Source organism: Bacteroidota bacterium (genome assembly GCA_016718825.1).
Taxonomy (GTDB): domain Bacteria; phylum Bacteroidota; class Bacteroidia; order J057; family JADKCL01; genus JADKCL01.
In genome coordinates, this window is the sequence record JADKCL010000010.1 from 123212 (window position 1) to 139234 (window position 16023).

Annotated in this window: 16 protein-coding genes; 10 read left to right on the plus strand and 6 right to left on the minus strand. The window is 50.3% G+C overall.

Annotation, left to right across the window (positions count from 1 at the left end):
* Nucleotides 1-11 precede the first annotated feature (11 nt).
* The 3 genes from IPN95_13535 to IPN95_13545 all read left to right on the plus strand — a co-directional run bounded on the left by IPN95_13535 (nt 12) and on the right by IPN95_13545 (nt 2462).
* Complete coding sequence (locus IPN95_13535) at nt 12-908, plus strand: hypothetical protein (GenBank protein MBK9450401.1); 897 nt, start codon at nt 12-14, stop codon at nt 906-908.
* A 70-nt stretch (nt 909-978) separates the two neighbouring features.
* On the plus strand, nt 979-1671 hold the full coding sequence (locus tag IPN95_13540; GenBank protein ID MBK9450402.1) for a DUF4412 domain-containing protein: 693 nt from the start codon (nt 979-981) through the stop codon (nt 1669-1671).
* A gap of 77 nt (nt 1672-1748) precedes the next feature.
* Entirely contained in the window at nt 1749-2462 is a 714-nt protein-coding gene (locus tag IPN95_13545; GenBank protein ID MBK9450403.1) for a hypothetical protein, read from the plus strand.
* A 200-nt stretch (nt 2463-2662) separates the two neighbouring features.
* On the opposite strand, the gene IPN95_13550 is transcribed toward IPN95_13545, so the two are convergent.
* From IPN95_13550 to IPN95_13565, 4 genes are all read right to left on the minus strand, one after another.
* Nucleotides 2663-2824 (minus strand): DUF4295 domain-containing protein, encoded by a 162-nt coding sequence (locus IPN95_13550; GenBank protein ID MBK9450404.1) that lies wholly within the window; start codon nt 2822-2824, stop codon nt 2663-2665.
* 9 nt (nt 2825-2833) lie between these two features.
* Entirely contained in the window at nt 2834-3022 is a 189-nt protein-coding gene (gene rpmG / locus IPN95_13555) for a 50S ribosomal protein L33 (GenBank protein ID MBK9450405.1), read from the minus strand.
* A 110-nt stretch (nt 3023-3132) separates the two neighbouring features.
* The gene (locus tag IPN95_13560; GenBank protein ID MBK9450406.1) at nt 3133-4494 is read right to left on the minus strand and encodes a peptidoglycan synthetase; all 1362 of its coding nucleotides are present in this window, start codon (nt 4492-4494) and stop codon (nt 3133-3135) included.
* Nucleotides 4495-4574: 80 nt separating this feature from the next.
* Nucleotides 4575-6152, minus strand: coding sequence for a hypothetical protein (locus IPN95_13565; GenBank protein MBK9450407.1), 1578 nt, complete (start codon nt 6150-6152; stop codon nt 4575-4577).
* A gap of 101 nt (nt 6153-6253) precedes the next feature.
* On the opposite strand from IPN95_13565, the gene IPN95_13570 reads away from it, so the two are divergent.
* Both IPN95_13570 and IPN95_13575 read left to right on the plus strand, forming a co-directional pair.
* Nucleotides 6254-7099, plus strand: a complete 846-nt coding sequence (locus IPN95_13570) for an MBL fold metallo-hydrolase (GenBank protein MBK9450408.1) — start codon at nt 6254-6256, stop codon at nt 7097-7099.
* On the plus strand, nt 7005-8765 hold the full coding sequence (locus tag IPN95_13575) for a hypothetical protein (protein MBK9450409.1): 1761 nt from the start codon (nt 7005-7007) through the stop codon (nt 8763-8765). The genes IPN95_13570 and IPN95_13575 overlap by 95 nt, the downstream gene beginning before the upstream one ends.
* A gap of 16 nt (nt 8766-8781) precedes the next feature.
* Here the strand turns inward: IPN95_13575 and IPN95_13580 are convergent, their stop codons facing one another.
* Nucleotides 8782-9093 (minus strand): HNH endonuclease, encoded by a 312-nt coding sequence (locus IPN95_13580; GenBank protein MBK9450410.1) that lies wholly within the window; start codon nt 9091-9093, stop codon nt 8782-8784.
* 174 nt (nt 9094-9267) lie between these two features.
* Here IPN95_13580 and IPN95_13585 point away from each other — a divergent pair, with 174 nt between their 5' ends.
* Entirely contained in the window at nt 9268-10788 is a 1521-nt protein-coding gene (locus IPN95_13585) for a T9SS type A sorting domain-containing protein (GenBank protein ID MBK9450411.1), read from the plus strand.
* 132 nt (nt 10789-10920) lie between these two features.
* Nucleotides 10921-11133, plus strand: a complete 213-nt coding sequence (locus tag IPN95_13590) for a hypothetical protein (GenBank protein MBK9450412.1) — start codon at nt 10921-10923, stop codon at nt 11131-11133.
* A 32-nt stretch (nt 11134-11165) separates the two neighbouring features.
* On the opposite strand, the gene uvrA is transcribed toward IPN95_13590, so the two are convergent.
* The gene (uvrA, locus tag IPN95_13595) at nt 11166-13958 is read right to left on the minus strand and encodes an excinuclease ABC subunit UvrA (protein ID MBK9450413.1); all 2793 of its coding nucleotides are present in this window, start codon (nt 13956-13958) and stop codon (nt 11166-11168) included.
* A 138-nt stretch (nt 13959-14096) separates the two neighbouring features.
* Between uvrA and IPN95_13600 the strand changes: the two genes are divergently transcribed.
* From IPN95_13600 to IPN95_13610, 3 genes are read left to right on the plus strand one after another with little or no spacing between them, the layout of a single operon-like run.
* Nucleotides 14097-14708: a sigma-70 family RNA polymerase sigma factor gene (locus IPN95_13600; GenBank protein ID MBK9450414.1), complete on the plus strand. Its 612-nt coding sequence runs from the start codon at nt 14097-14099 to the stop codon at nt 14706-14708.
* On the plus strand, nt 14689-15267 hold the full coding sequence (locus IPN95_13605; GenBank protein MBK9450415.1) for a hypothetical protein: 579 nt from the start codon (nt 14689-14691) through the stop codon (nt 15265-15267). The genes IPN95_13600 and IPN95_13605 overlap by 20 nt, the downstream gene beginning before the upstream one ends.
* Before the next feature lie 11 nt (nt 15268-15278).
* Complete coding sequence (locus tag IPN95_13610) at nt 15279-15950, plus strand: hypothetical protein (GenBank protein MBK9450416.1); 672 nt, start codon at nt 15279-15281, stop codon at nt 15948-15950.
* Nucleotides 15951-16023: the final 73 nt, after the last annotated feature.

The window sequence follows — 16023 nt, forward strand, 5'->3', positions numbered from 1 at the left end:
AATTTGCCGCGATGCGCAAATATTCATGGATCATTTTACTGGCGTTCGCAGTGTCAGGCTGCGGCCCCAAATACCTGGAACGGTCCGGAATTCCGCTGATTTGGGGGATGCGCATGGATGAAACAGCAGACGAATTTGAGTTTTCCGAAAATCTGGCCTACGTCGCTGAATCCGATGCGAATGAAATTTTGCTGGAGTTGCCTTTGCGTGCGGACAGCTTTGGCCTTCCTGTGGTTGGCCACATTCCGTCCAAAGAATCCATGCGATTGCTCAAAGATTCAAAACGCACATTAAGCCTGGTATTTGCCACGACCAATTATAAGGAGCTTTTTCCAACGGAGGATTTTCCGGCTCCGCAAATTTGGTTTCGCTACTTGAATGCTGCATTGGATTCTGCATTGGCGCCCTTCATAGGCTGCAAAGTCAGCCGGGTGATCCTTGCAGCGGATTGGGGGCTCATGACCGATGAAAACGAATGGAGGCAAATCCTGGATCACATCCGCACAAAAATGCCCGATGCCTTGATTTCATTTGGTGCGCGCCACGAGGCACTACATTCCAAAAGCCTATCCGTCCTGTCAGATGAGATTGCCATTGACTACGCGCCGATTGCCGGCGAGGAACTCAAAAGTCCGTGCAGAACAGAAAACCTCCGCATCACCGCACTCGCAAAGCAGTCTGGCAAGCCGATTTTTATATTCCGGGCGAATGTCATCGGGGAAAATCCGGCATTACAAATCCAGAATCGACTGCGATTCTGGCAACCTGAGGTTGAAATCAACGGCATTTGCCTCAATACCTTGTATGCCAAGATTCCTCCGAGGGATGCGACAACTTACTACGGTATGGCAGATGATCCGGCAGTGTCAGATTTCATTCGTATGTACAAACAACGTCTACCCCTCTGAAATCGTCAAAGGCAGTAGTCGAAAAAGAATATTCTCCTTAAATTTGCAGTTCAATTATTCTAAATCCGAAATGAAAAAAATCAATTCCATTTTTTGGGCCTTGTTGGTGATTGCAAGCACTGCATTTGCCCAGTCGCCATTCCAAGGTACCATCAAATATGACTTCAACATGGATGGAGAAGGCATCGAAGCTTACAAAGCGATGTTGCCGACCGGCATGGAAATCACGGTGCTCAAAACCGATGTTATCACCGAAATCAAAGGTGGCATGGCAGCGATGGCGATGGGTCGCACCATCACAAAAACCAAAACCGGCATCAGCTACATGATCAAGGACAGCGAAGAAACCATCTACGTGATGGATCCTGCCAAAATGAAAAAAGAAGGTGACGACGATGCGGCTGCCGCTGACCCGACCGTGACCAAGGAAGACGAAGTGTTGACCATCGCGGGCTACGAATGCCAGAAGTACACCGTCGTGAGCCAAACACCGCAAGGCGAAAACACATCCTACTTGTGGACGACCGACAAATTCGCAATTCCGAAATCGGAAAAAAGCGCTGGCGGCGGAATGTCAGGCATGCTGGATGCCAAGGGTGTACCGGGAACGCCATTGAAAATCATGACTTCGCAAATGGGAATGACCGTGACGATCACCGCCAACGAAGTCAGCACAAAAGCTCCAAGTAAGTCCATGTTCAAATTCCCAAAGGGTTATGCCAAAGAAGACTTTGACATGTCCAAAATGGGAATGGGCATGTAATGGCAGGCTTTTTGCTTCCATTTGAAAAAATCATCAACCAAAGGCGGGATTTCCCGCCTTTGGCATATCCAAGAAGAATGCAACGACATATCAAGGCTATTTTTGCTGTGGCATTTCTCCTGAGCACGTTGAGTGCACACGCGCAGGAGGTACTTCTGAATGACTCAGCCACCATTCCCCCGTTTGAAGGGGTGATCGGATTCAGGATCCGCTACGAGGGAAAACTGAATCCGGCGACAAAACCCTATCTCGCCGATTCCATGACCATGTTTGTGGGGCAAAATGGCCTCCTCTATCGGTACCACGGCGGCAAAAGCGGGGAATTGCAGTCGCAGGTCCTTTGGGATGGTGAGACGCAGACCTTTTGGCTACTCGACGAAGGGCGCAAAACAGCTGACATGATCTCCGATATTTTTTGGACCGGCTATGTTGCCAAACCCAAAGTGCTGACTGAAAAGCTAACGGTTGCGGCTCATCCCTGTGTTGCGTGGAGCTTGACACTGGACAAACGAGTCGAGAAAATCTGGGTAAACGACTCCATCTACTTTGGTGGGCAATTGATCGATAGCTTGAAACTGCAGCAGCCTGCCTTTCTCGCCGCCGGCATCAGAAAGATTCCTTTACAAACCCGCCGTACGCATGCGGGTGACGTCGTGACGATTCAACAAGCCATGACCATCACGCCTGGCGCACAAGACAAATGGCTGTTCAAAGTTCCCGAAGGCTATATCATGGGCGAATTTGATCCCTCGAGGTTGATCCACCCTATTTTGAAGCCTGCTGAAAAATAAGGCGAAATTTTGAGCTTTATGGTTCCCTAAACTGATGCGCGGGGCTTGGATTGGCATGCAAATTTTTGGTGCAAGTCATAAGCAATCAGCGTCTTTCCCGGATGGGAGGGCAAAAGATACCTGTCGGAATGTGATATAACAGGAAAAGCGGGCCAAGGCCCGCTTTCTATATTTCTGCATCCACAAGGATTTAACGAAGCTTAGAGCTTGTTTTTGGTCAAGAAATCCTTGACCTGATCCTGAGGAATCATTTCTTCTTTGAACATGTAAGCGCCCGTCTTCTCATTGCGAATCGGGTAAATGACCTTTGTCAAGTTGACACGGGTCTTATCTTTCAGTGTTGCAACGACCTTCTTTGCCATGACGTTTTCTTATTTGATCTCTTTGTGGACTGTGTACTTTTTCATAATGGGGTTGAATTTCTTCAACTCCATACGACCGGGCGTATTTTTCCGGTTTTTCATGGTCACGTAACGTGACGTGCCAGACAACCCAGATGTCTTGTGCTCGGTGCATTCCAAAATCACCTGAATTCTATTGTCTTTACTTTTCTTAGCCATGCCTCATCAATACGTTTAAGGGACTGCAAATGTACAAGCATTATTTCTTAATTCCAACCCATTGCCTACTTTCCTCGAAATGGGTCGAAAAAAACTCCAAAAAGTTATCCTCATTCACCCAAACAGAGGGTTTTGAGGTCTTGACCGGCAAAATTGCCGCTCGACATCATCAAAAACACGTTCCCCGATGCTGTCCGTTGGGCAGCAACCAGGCGCTTCAGCTCTTCGACATTGGTTGCATACTGAATCTCGTCGTCTGCAAAAGCCTCAACAAGCTCTGCTTTGGAGATTGCCGGATAGTTCTTCATCTGCAGCGTATGGGCATCGATGAATACAATCTTGTGCTTCAGGCCCTTGAGCGTCTTCTTGTATTGGCTCAAAAAGGCTTTGTTCAAGCTGCTGAACGTGTGCAACTCCAAACAAGCAACCAATAGGTTCCTGCCATACAATTCGATGACGGCCTCGACCGTGGCCTTTACCTTGCTTGGGGAATGGGCAAAATCCTTGTAGATGACATTTTTGCCATCGTCGTGGATCTTTTCCAAGCGCTTTGCGGCGCCTTTGAACGTCGAAATATGCTTCAAAAACTCTGCAGGTTGCACAGCGAGCAGCTTGCAGACTTCCCAAGCACCGGAGATATTGCTGATGTTGTGGCGACCGATCACCTGCAACGGCGTCGCCGAACCCAGCATCCGAAGCTCAAATGCATGGTCCTTGATGCGAAAATCCGGAGTGGTATAGGGATGGAGGTAGTGCTCATCGGGCTTGGAAAAGCGTTTGATGATGCGGCGTACTTCCTTATCGTCGTCATTGTACACGAGTGCGCCCGCCTTGGGCATCTGCGCAACGAGTTGTTCAAATTGCCCGATATATTCGGCTTCAGTCGGGAACACATTAATATGGTCCCATGCAATGCCCGAAATCAAGGCGATATGCGGCTGATAGACGCGAAACTTGGGACGCCTGTCCAAGGGACTTGCCAAGTATTCGTCGCCTTCCAGGATGATGATCGGCGCATCGTCACTGAGACCGACCATGGTGTCAAATCCTTCGACTTGGCCACCGGCCATGTAGTCAAATTTGCGTCCCATGCCCTTCAAAACATGCATCACCATCGAGGTGATCGTGGTTTTGCCATGGCTGCCGCAGATGACGACACGCTGCTTGTTGCGACTATGCTGATACAAGAATTCGGGGAAGGACCAGATTTTGATGCCCAAGGCACGTGCGCGGTCCAATTCGGGGTTGCCATCTTTGGCGTGCATGCCGACGATGACGGCATCCAAACCTTCATGGATACGCGTGGCATCCCAGCCAAATGTAGCAGGGAGCAGACCAACTGCGGCCAAACGACCGCTTGCAGGCTCATAGATTTCATCGTCGGAGCCGCTCACGACATGGCCAAGATTGTGCAGTGCGATGGCAAGATTGTGCATCACACTGCCTCCGATCGCTATGAAATGTACCTTCATCAGGGCATTGGAATATGAGTGCAAAAATAGTGGCTTTTTGGTCGAATGAAAATCGGAGTTCAAAGCCACTGGAAATCAAGCTATTTGTCTCTTCTTACAAAGTCCTTTTTGAGCCATCCGCCTTGTGGGCGCGGTGCGTAGTCGTGGGCAAGTAACAGGCTATCGCATTCATACGCAATTGAAGGAGAATGCCTTAGCCATCGATCTAGGAGGCAATCCGGCTGCAAATCCGCAATCACATGTCGATAATCCACCTTTGTATGACCGGGAATATAAAAATCGGCCGGGGTGGACCGGAGGTCCCAATAGGGTGCCAATCTTGCAATCTCACGGTTGTTGTAGCCCAAAACATCGACCAATTCGCAGTTGGAAAAATAGCCAAGATCACCCGCCTGTACGACCGCGACGCGGTTTGCCGTTCCAAAACTGCGATTTACCTCCAAAGCCTTCATCACATTCCACATCTGGTATTGGGTATTGTAGGGCGGTTCCTTGACCCAAAATCGTTGCCAATGCGCGTCAAATTTCCCCACAAACATCAATCCGTTGATGAGCACAAAAACAAGCAGCGATGCCAACGTGGGCAACGCATTCTTCAAAACCATTCCAGTCGCTCCCTTCAAACGCTTGGCCCATTCGTATCCGCCAGCGGTCAAAATCAGCAAAACCCAAGGCAAAGTGATGATAGTGAACCGATTCGCCCCGACCCCAGACTCCTCCCAAGCGTCCCCGCCAGCATATAGGTTGTAGGCCAAGTAGGTGACTATCAGCGCCAGGGAAAGCCACATCGCTTTGTTCTTTCGCAAGGGAATCATCATCAAGGGCAGCAATACCCAAACCAGCCAAAGTGGCTCGGCCCAAACTTTAAAATGAAACCATGCCCGATCGATCCGAATGTCCAGCGGAATTTTGTACAGCTTAAGATAATAGGTATTCGGAAAAAAGTCGTGGAAATAGACCAGCCTGAATACCAGATATATGGCCATCGGGCCGCCTGCGATCAACAGGAATTTCAGCGCTTCTTTCCGATGCCGGATCAGCCAGGGTGCCAAAAACAAAATGGTGAGTCCGACAAAAAACACCATGTCCATGCGCAGCAACAGCGCAGCCGCGAGCACGAGTCCCAATCGATGCAGGTGTTTTGTTTGGTGCTGCGCTTCGAATGCCAGGAATTGATCGATTCCCAACAAAAAAAGCAGGACCTGCGGGCCGCATTCCATGCCGACAAGCGACCAGAAATTCAGCGGATAAAGAAAGGCGAGGGAAAAAGTAGCTGCAATGCGCGGCAAAACGGATTCGATTCCTAAACGGAGGTGCAAAATGCGATTCAGCACCACGATATTCAACCCGAGAATTCCGGCGCAGAAGATGGCAAAAACCAAGCTGACCTTGCTCCAGGCGATGGGCAAAAGTTGGAACGGAACCATCAAAAATGTCCATAATGGACTGGAAAACCCTTCGACTGGATCCCCGAATTTGGCCCAATTCAGTCCATGGCCCTGTGTCAAGTTCTTGGCGTAAGTCATGCTGATCATCCCATCGTCAAACAAACTGTAGTACCGTTCGCCGTCGATGTCAAAGGAGCCTTGTTGGATAAAATGACCCGACCAGATTGCCAGCAGCAACAACAATGGAACAAGGTAAAAACGGGAAACCATTCGGGACATCGGCGGGCAATTTAGAGAAAATCTAGGTTGCCGAATAGCCTTCTTTGGAGAATGAAGACTGATCAAACCGTCAAAACAGCTAAATTAGCTTCATGAAACTTTACGCGATTGAGACGGGCCGCTTCCGATTGGACGGTGGGGCGATGTTTGGGGTCGTACCCAAGCCGATCTGGCAAAAGACAAATCCGGCAGATGACCGCAACCGCATCGACATGGCCATGCGTTGCCTGCTCATCGAGGATGCCAACCGGTTGATCTTGGTAGACAACGGTTTGGGGCATAAATACGATGAAAAATTCTCCGGACTTTACGGCGTCGATCATGGTCATAGCACCCTTGACCGCAGTCTCGAAGCGCTGGGATTTGGCAAGGAAGACATCACGGACGTGATTCTCACCCACCTTCATTTTGACCATTGCGGCGGCTCGACCGAATGGCATCCGGGTAAGGAGCGCTACGAAACGGTGTTTGACAATGCCCATTTTTGGCTGCAAAAATCCCACCTCGCTTGGGCCTTGGCGCCCAATCCCCGTGAAAAAGCAAGTTTCTACGACGAAAACATCCAACCCATCGTGCAAAGCGGGCAACTGCGGCTCCTCGATGGCGAATCGGAATTGTTCCCTGACATTTCGCTCAAGATTGTCAACGGCCATACCGACGGGATGCAATTGCCATTGATCAACTACAAAGGCCGCAAGATTCTCTACGCTGCCGACCTTTTTCCGACCTTCGGACACCTGCCGCTACCTTATGTAATGGGCTATGATACAAGGCCTTTGCTGACCTTGGCGGAGCGTGAGGAATTCCTGCCTTGGCTCGTCGACGAAGGCATCGTACTTTTTTATGAGCACGACCCCTACCACGAATGCGGCACGGTCAAGCGCACAGAAAAAGGCGGATTCCAAAGCGGAGACACCTTCCAATTGGCCGACCTCTGATTTGGCAGAGCCCCTCAATATTCGGCGAATTGGGCACATTTTGCTTGCAGCGGGGCTGTTTTTGTTTGGCTTCGCCATTTCCTTGTGGTACGGCAGGCAGGGCATGAACCCGCTCGACAGCTCCATCGTTTTTGATGGCGGATGGCGGTTGCTGCAGGGACAACGATTTTTTGTGGACTTCTCCTCCCCTAGCGGCTTCGCTCCTTCATTTATCCAAGCCATATTTTTTCAGATTTTCGGGGTGAATTGGTTCGCCTATTGCTTGCACGCGGCGGTTTTCAATGGTCTTTTTGCGCTGCTGGTCTATGGCGTGTTGTTGCTGGCAAAAGGGCCGCGCTGGCTATCAGGAGGTTATGCAGCACTCAGCGCTGTCGTGTTTTATCCGCCGATGGGTGTGCCCTACTTGGAACAGCATGCCTTCTTTTTCATTCTCTTGGCCGTTTACGTGGCTACATTGGCTGCGAAAATGAACGGAGGATGGCGATTTGGACTTTTATCCACGCTGCCCACGATCGCGTTATTCGCAATTCTGAGCAAGCAAAGTCCCGGATTTTTCGTTTTTCCGCTGATTTTGATCGTTTTGATCTGCTGGTTTCCGATTCGGGAATGGAAAAATCTGATTTTGCCATTGCTTGGCGGGCTGATGCCGGCTTTTATCCTTCTCATCTTGATGGTTGGAGACGCGGGACTTGGCAGCCCTGGATTTTGGCAAGGATTCTGGACACTCCCACAAACAATTGCAGATCAAAGACTTGAAGAATGGACCTACGGGCCCTTCAAGACGATCCGGACCATCGCGTGGTATCCTTTTCAGGTACTTGGGGGCTTTGATTTCATCCATCGCTACTTGTTGTATGTTCCGTTTTTGCTTTTGGCTGTCGAAGTTTTGATTCGCTTCATACAACAACGCCTGAGAAATGATTGGCCGCCGATTCGTTTGTTGATTTTGGGCATTGGCTTGACAGTGACGTGCAGCTTTTTCATGCATTTCACCTTGAATCAGCCGCAAAACGGCTTGCCTTTGGTTTTTGTCGCGATCGGCTTGGGACATATTTTCTGGCGGGAATGGCTGCGCGGATTCGCAGGCGACGTGCGCTTCCGGCCGGTTTGGCTGCCGCCGTTGCTCAATGGGTTGTCGATTCTGCTTTTTGTCAGCGGCATGTGGAGCACATGGCAATTCCACAAGCAAACGAATGAACCACGCTTCGCCTTGGACTTTACCGACCAATTCCCATTCAATTCCGAATTACCCGTTGATCGGCAATGGGGATTCCTCAACTACCAAGCGCCCTACGTATGGGGGGACTTGAAACCTTGGGAATTTGTCGAATGGATGAATGCGCGGGAAGGGAATTTCCTGCTTTTTGGGGACTTGAGCATCGTTTATGGCTTGACAGGCAGGCCTTCGGTTTCACCTGCACTTTGGTTTCATGAAGGATTGACGTTTCCAGCCCAAGGGACGGAAGGTTTTGCGGAATTTGATGCCAAGCTGCTTGCGGCATGCAAGTCCTACCGTCTCAAGTATCTCGTGTTTGAGCAAGAGAGCCGCGAAACATGGATGCATTCCAAATTCGAAGATTTTCCGCAAACAAGTGCATACTTGCATGAACGGGAATTTGGCGGATTGACGGTCGGGGGATTTCTTGTGGTCAAACTCGATCCCTAAGCGCAACGATTTGCAATCAATGTCTCCGGCTTCGCCGGGCATTGGTCAGGTGGTTCCTGTCCCTGAAATCAGGTTCCTTTTTGCTGACCCATTTGATGAATTTTTCCATTTCGGGATGGTCCCGCAAGCGCTCGAGGGTGTGGTAAAAATCCAGCAGTTCACGTTCGGTGAAAATGGAGTGGATTTTGGTATGACAAACGACATGGAGCGTCACGGTTTCCGTGCCCTTGTAGGTTTTGGGTTTGAGGTGATGCTCGTTGATGGAACGGCCTTCGATGAGATCGCGTCCACAAATGCCGCAAGTGCCGATGATTTTGGATGTTGACATGTCAGCTTAAAACATTGAACGTGCAAAAATAAGGCGATCAACAAAGATTGCAGCCACAGGAGGCGAATTTCAGCATCCTTTCGAACCGCTTGCTTGATAAAATTCACTTCGATGCCCTCAGAATCGATTCGGAAAGCCATTAACTTTGCATTCGAATCAAAATTTTACCGGAAGATGAAACGTCTGCTTCTACTTTTTGCTTTTGCCGCTGCCAACCTTGTCAATGCTCCTCTTTGGGCGCAAGACACGACTAACCTTCGGATGATTTCGTTTTCTGACGGTGGCGAATTGGTCCTGTTCAATTCCGACACAAGCACGATGTACTATTCCGGGTTCAATACGAATGCGAGTTTCAATGCCATCTTCCACCATCCGGCCACGGGAGACCTTTATTGCCTCCATGATACCGTAGCGACGACAGGCCGCAGGGATTTCTACAAAATCGATCCCTTTTCCGGGGCAATGACCTTCGTTTATTCGCCTACCCGCACCTTTCTTGCTGCTGCCTGTGTCGGACCCAACGGAATGGTTTATGCCATTTCCGGAAACGGTGGTGGCGGACCCGGCCAAATCTATGCCATTGACATGTTCAACGGAACCGAAAGCCTCTTTACCACCACCGACATGACCTTCGGCGGGAACTTTCAGGTTGGCGCCAACATCACCTACTACCCACCGACCAATGAATTGTGGCTATTCGGTGGCAGTGCAGATTCACTCATCAAGATCAATGTCACAACATTGGCAGAAACGAGGGTCGCGGCATTCCTGAATGCCGATGCGGCCTTGAAAGCAACCTATTTGGAGGGCAATACCTTCTGGTTGGCATCAGACTTGGCTTACACCTTTGATGCCCTCACCGCGGACTCAATCAAGTCCTCGACCTTTGCTGTCCCTGATTATTTGACCGACCTGGAAATGCTGGATTTGATCAAGGGAAGCGACACCATCGGAATATGCAGCGGAGACTCCGCCACATTGATTTCCCGTTTTGCGCCTGATTCCTATGCTTGGTATTTAAATGGAGCACCCTTGGGCCTGACAACTTCAAGCATCAACGTCGCAACTGCCGGCACCTACCGACTTTTGATCCACAGCGACAATGGCTACGACATGTGGTCAGAAGAAGTGGAAGTTGTGGCCGGAACCACGCCCATTGCCGGATTTGCCCAAAGTGTTGACACCGTACAAGTCGGCGTTGCCGTCAACTTTCAAGACCTCAGCGGCGGCGGAACAGCCTATACCTGGACCTTCGGGGACGGGAATTCGAGCAATTTGAGCAATCCAAGCCATGCCTATACCACGGTTGGCACATACTCTGTGATGCAAATTGTCGGCAGTGGACCCTGCACAGACACCGCCTACGGGCAGGTGGTGGTGATCCCTTTGGTGGGAATCGATCCGGGACAAGGCGATCTTGCAATTTCCGAATTCACCTGTTCACCCAATCCAGCGAATGCCAAAACAACCATTGACGTCAGCACAGGCATACCGATGCAAATTTCGGTGGAGGTCTACAACCTTTTGGGAAAAAGGGTAGCCTTGCTGCATGATGGCATCTTGGAAGCGGGAATCCATCATTGGAACTGGTCCTTGGACGGTCAAAATGGCCAACCTGTGGCGGCAGGCCTGTACTTTGTGAAATTGACGGGAGAAAATGGAGTGATGTCCCGCCGCGTGGTTGTCTCCCGCTGATCTCATCATTGGAATGGCATTCACGCTGTAAAAATCGAAACCGAACGACCATGCCCACGTATGAAACATCGGGCATTCTTCTCAATACACTGCAACTTCAGTAACTTCGCCCATATCTTTTAGGTACCCGTTATGATCACCACCATTAAAATGTTCATGGGCCTTGTGCTTGCCATCGTTGGTGTGGCAGCCTTTTTGGCTGGCTATACCAAGTATGGCTTTGTCCTCAAACTCATCTTTGGCAAGGAACGTGTCAAAAGTACAGGAACGAAGTGGTTGAGCCTCTACCTCTATATCGGTGCAGGCGTGTTGCTTTTCATTGCATTGCTGTTGCTATTGCCCTGATTTTCGACTTTCCTTGGCCATCAAGGCATCCGTCAGGCTTTGACCGGAATCAGCTTATCACGCAAAAACGGTCCGGTCTTGCTTTCTGCGCAATCCAAGATCCCCAAGGGCGGCCCTTGATAGACGAGTTGACCACCTTTGTCGCCACCTTCGGGCCCCAAATCAATCAGCCAATCCGCGCATTTGATCATTTCAAGGTTGTGCTCCACGACCAAAACCGTGTTTCCCCGTTCTACAAGCTCATTCATCGCATACAACAATTTCTTGATGTCTTCGAAGTGCAGACCCGTGGTCGGTTCGTCAAAAATGTACATCGTGCCCTTTTTGTCCTTTCCTTGACTCAGGAAAAATGCCAGCTTCACACGTTGCGCCTCGCCGCCTGAAAGCGTGCTCGAACTTTGTCCCATTCGCAGGTAACCCAAGCCTACCCGGTTGAGAATTGAAAGCTTGCTCACAATTTTCGGCTCATCGACAAAAAATTCGGAAGCCTCGTTAATGGTCATGTTGAGGACATCGTCGATGTTTTTGCCTTTGTACTTGACCTGCAAAACGGGTTTGCGGAACCGACGGCCATGGCATTCCTCGCATTTCAAGGTAATGTCAGGCAGGAATTGCATTTCAATCGTGACAAAACCCTCGCCTTTGCAAGTTTCGCAGCGACCACCTTCGACGTTGAAGGAAAAATGGCCCGCCTTCATGTCTGCTACCTTGGCAGCAGGCTGATCGGCATACAAATCGCGGATGGCATCATACGCCTTTATATATGTGACCGGATTGCTCCGCGCACTTCTGCCAATCGGACTTTGGTCGACCATTTCGACGTTGCCGATTTGGTCCAAGTCCCCTTCCAATTTATCAAAATGGCCTGGCTTCTCGCCATAAGCGTCGATTTGGCGCTTGACCGCAGGGTACAAGATCTTGGTAATCAGGGTACTTTTACCCGAACCGCTGACGCCCGTCACGACGGTCATCGCTTGCAAGGGCACCTCAATGCTCACATTCTTGAGGTTGTTTTCCATCGCCCCTAGCAGGCGGATGCTGTTGATTTTCTTGCGCCTGACCTTCGGAAGCGGAATTTCTTCCCTGCCGGTAAGGTAGCGTGATGTAAGCGAATCGGATTTCAACAATTCATCGCTTGTCCCAGCAAAAACCACCTCGCCACCCAATTCGCCAGCGCCAGGGCCCATGTCGATCAAGTAGTCTGCCCGGCGAATCATCGCCTCGTCGTGCTCGACAACAATGACCGTATTGCCTTTGTCGCGCAGCCGCTCCACCACGGAAATGAGCCGCTCCGTATCACGCGGATGCAGGCCGATGCTCGGCTCGTCCAAGATGTACATCGCCCCGACAAGGCCACTTCCCAGCGAGGTGGACAGCTTGATGCGCTGCATTTCGCCGCCGGAGAGGCTGTGAATCTGCCGGTTGAGCGTCAAGTAGCCGACGCCCACGCGCACGAGGAATTCGAGGCGATTTTTGATTTCGTTGAGGATGCGGGCAGCGATATGGCGTTCGCGCTCATCCAACTGCAAATTTTCAATCACGACCTGCAAGTCTGTGATTTCCATTCCCAACAAGGCGCCGATGTTTTGGCCGCCAACCTTCACATAACTTGCATCCTTGCGAATGCGGCTACCTTTGCATTCGGGGCAGCGGGTGTAGCCGCGGTAGCGGGAAAGCATGACGCGGTTTTGGATCTTGTGCAGTTGACTTCCGAGGAAGGTAAAAAACTGATTGTAGCCCCAAGCCTTGCCAAGGCCGTCGCGGACTTTGTCTTTTTGTTCTTCGGTCAGGGCATGCCATGGCCGGTGAATCGGGAAATCGTGTTTGGCGGCTTCCTTGAGGAATTCCTGCAGATATTCCTGCATGTGTTCGCCGCGCCATGGCGCGACGGCACTTTCAAACAGCGAGAGCGTGCGGTTCGGGATCACCAAGTCCTCGTCGATGCCGAGGATGCGTCCGAAACCTTCGCAGGCTTTGCAGGCGCCGTAGGGATTGTTGAAGCTGAACAAATCGACCGAAGGCGCTTCAAAGGCGATGCCGTCCCGCTCGAATTTTTCTGAGAACTCCTTCCATTCGCCGTCATCGACCTTGACAAGGCAGCTTCCAAAGCCCTCTTGATAGGCGGTTTGTACTGAATCCGAGAGCCTGAATGCCAGAGCTTCATCATCGTCGTGCGTCATCGCAAGCCGGTCGATCAGCAACAGGAAATCCTCCGCTTTTTTCGGAAGCTTTCCTTCGAGCATGCCCTCGATATCTTCTACACGGCCATCGACCCACATGCGGGAAAATCCCTTTTGCAGGGTGACCTCGAGTTCCTTTTTGTAGCCCTGCGAACGGATTTTGACCTTCGAAGCAAGATAAACCTTGGTACCCTCTTCTTGCTTGAGGATGTAGTTGACGACATCAGAAACCTGATCGCGGGTGACCAAATCCCCTGAAATCGGCGAATAGGTCTTTCCGGCACGTGCAAACAGCAGCTTCAGAAAGTCGTAGATTTCAGTCAATGTACCGACTGTGGACCTGGGATTGCCCGAGGCTTTGCGCTGCTCGATCGCCAATGCGGGAGAAATGCCCTGAATGTAATCGACATCGGGCTTTTCCATGCGGTCCAGGAACTGCCGCGCGTAGGAACTGAGGCTTTCGACGTAGCGTCGTTGCCCCTCCGCATAGAGCGTATCGAATGCCAAAGACGACTTTCCGGAACCGCTGACCCCCGTGATCACAACGAGTTGCTTCCGCGGAATCTCAACGGTGATATTCTTCAGGTTGTTGACCCGAGCACCTTTGATTAAAATGTTTTTGATACCAGACAATATTCTAACGATTTATTCGTAACTACTACCAAATGCCTGCGTAAAACGATCATTGAATCACGACGCAAGTTACGTTTTTCCCTTGTTTAACCGCATTTCACCTCGAATGTTAGGTGGTTTTTTAGAATCCTCAAAAAAGAAAATCGGCTCATGCGCAAGCCCTTGATACCAAAAGAAGACCACGAACTCGTGATGGAGTTCATGGGAGGCAACGAGGATGCCTTCGGTCAGTTGATGGACCGGCACAAGAACAGGATCTTTACCACGATCTACTTCATTGTGAAGGACCGCGAACTGGCAGAAGACATTTTTCAGGAGACGATGATCAAGATCATTCGCCTCGTGCAAGCCGACAAATACGACGAAAAGGGGAAATTCATTTCCTGGGCGGTGCGCATCGCCCGGAATTTGGCCATTGACGAGTACCGCAAAGACCGTCGCGGCCCGAAGATGCTGCGTGAAAATGAGGAATATGACATTTTCAACACCGTTGGCGGTACGGAAGAGAGCATCGAAGAAAAGATCATTCACGAAGAAAATGCCCAATACGTTCAGGATTTGATCCAACAGATCCCTGAAAAGCAACGGGAAGTTTTGATTATGCGGCACTATGCCAATATGAGTTTCAAGGAGATTGCCGACGTCCAAGGGGTGAATATCAACACGGCCCTGGGCAGAATGCGGTATGCGCTGATTCATTTGAGGAAGTTTGTCGGGTTGGAAAGCAAAATGGATATTCGCAATGAAGAAGAAATTTACTGATAACGATGTCTTGCGCTTCCTGTATGGCGAGATGTCGCCATCAGAGCACGATGCCTTCCTCGATGCCATGTACGAGGACGAGGAGTTGTTCGAGAAATTCGAAGAGCTCAAGGCTGCGCAGGCTGGCTTGCAGCCGGTCGAATTGACGCCCTCGGAGGCTTCTGTCTCGCGGGTGATGTCTTACGCCAAACGCGCGGTGCGCAATCCCCGTCCAAAGCGCACAAAACTCGCCTACAACGGCAGCGGCAGCATGTTTGCCTTCAATCAGATCGTCACGATCGTCATGATTGTCTTTACCTGCGTGACCGTGGGCATCGCGACCTTTGTGTATTCCAGGGCTTCCAAGCCTGAAAATAGCTGGACGATGACGCCGACGCACGAGGAATTGCTCGACCACGAGCTTGATGACCGACTTGACCTCGCCCGTGAACGGCTCAACAATATCTTGGATTCAAAACGTGAGACCTTGGTGCCTGTGCACCATGATACCTACCGTGTCGTAACCTCTGATTTGTTTGCGCCGCAAGACGAAAATGTGGTATTTTTGCACGTCAAATAAGCATTTGGAGGATGATAAGGCTTTTTTTCACCTTGCTGCTCTTGACGGCCGGCACTTTGCTTTGGTCGCAGACCAACTATGATCGGGCTTCGTACAAGAAAGAAAACTCAGCCTCCAACAAGGTGATTCGCCTTCGTATCGACCAAGGCAAAGTCTTTCTCAATGACCGAAGCATTCCCGTTACAGAATTGCCGACGAGCCTCCAAAACATCAGTCCAGAAATTTACTACGAAACCAATGTTGCCGGCGTATCCGAATTCACATTCAACCTCGGAAACAGGTATTTTTTGGTACAGAATGGCAAATTGACAGAGGTCGCGACCGAGGCCCAAGGAAATGACCCAGGTTACAACAGCAAATCCGCCACTGAAGCCTATTATTCCCAACTCAAACGCGAATCTCCCAACCTTTTCTACGGGTTGAGCCGCGAAGGTGCACTTTTAGAGGAAATCCGCACCTTGCTGATCGACTATTCGGTCGCGCAGGGAAAACAGCGTGAAAAAATCAAAGAGGAAATCCGATTGGTGCTTGGGCAATTGTATGACATCAATGAGCGTAACAAGGAAATGGAAATCGAGGAGTTGGAGGACATGATTCAAGCCGCAAAAGCCGAGGTGCAATACCGCAAAGCACATAAATCTGATATCATCGACAACAGCTTGAACAACTTGCTCAAAGAGTAGGTTACTTCAAATCCTAAGCGTTTCTCCTTCAAAATAGAGCCTCAAAGCCCCCAAATCAGTCGATCCATCTCCA